Source organism: Bacillus sp. LR--39 (assembly GCF_053613335.1).
Genome location: NZ_JBSIOT010000822.1, coordinates 1 through 730, shown reverse-complemented (window position 1 = coordinate 730; position 730 = coordinate 1). Strand labels below are relative to the sequence as shown.

Below are 730 nucleotides of genomic sequence, written 5' to 3'. Positions count from 1 at the left end.
CATGCTGCTGAAGACCAGGAAGAATATCAAGTGAAAGAGGAGCCGAAGCTTTCGAAGATGACGAAGAAAGAGCGGGAAAAAGTGATCGCTCAAATGGAAAGCGACATGAAGGAAGCGGCAAAAGCGCTTGACTTTGAACGCGCCGCCGAGCTTCGCGACTTGCTCCTAGAGTTAAAATCGGAAGGATGAATAGAAAATGGCAACGAAACGAATTGAGGTGAAAGGTGCAAGGGCCCATAACCTGAAAAATATCGATGTCTCTATTCCGAGGGATCAGCTTGTCGTTTTGACAGGTCTTTCGGGATCAGGGAAATCATCCCTTGCGTTCGATACGATATATGCAGAGGGGCAGCGGCGCTATGTCGAGTCTCTCTCCGCATATGCCCGCCAGTTTTTAGGACAGATGGACAAACCCGACGTCGATGCGATTGAAGGCCTGTCGCCGGCGATCAGCATCGATCAGAAAACAACGAGCCGGAACCCCCGGTCGACAGTCGGAACGGTGACGGAAATCTACGATTATCTCCGGCTGCTGTTTGCCAGAATCGGAAAGCCGGTTTGCCCTGTTCACGGCATTGAAATTACCTCGCAAACGATCGAACAGATGACGGACAGAATTTTGGATTATCCCGAGCGGACGAAGATCCAGGTGCTTGCGCCGATCGTCTCGGGAAGAAAAGGATCGCACGTGAAAGTGCTCGAACAAATCAGAAAACAAGGCTATGTGAGA

General features: G+C 50.5%; 1 protein-coding gene and 1 pseudogene. Both read left to right on the top strand.

Annotation, left to right across the window (positions count from 1 at the left end; genetic code table 11):
* Window positions 1-189 (top strand): UvrB/UvrC motif-containing protein (locus ACWHAR_RS26770; RefSeq protein ID WP_452088388.1); only part of this gene is annotated, 189 nt, incomplete at its 5' end.
* Window positions 190-196: 7 nt separating this feature from the next.
* Window positions 197-730, top strand: a pseudogene (locus ACWHAR_RS26765) (excinuclease ABC subunit UvrA); the annotation flags it as partial.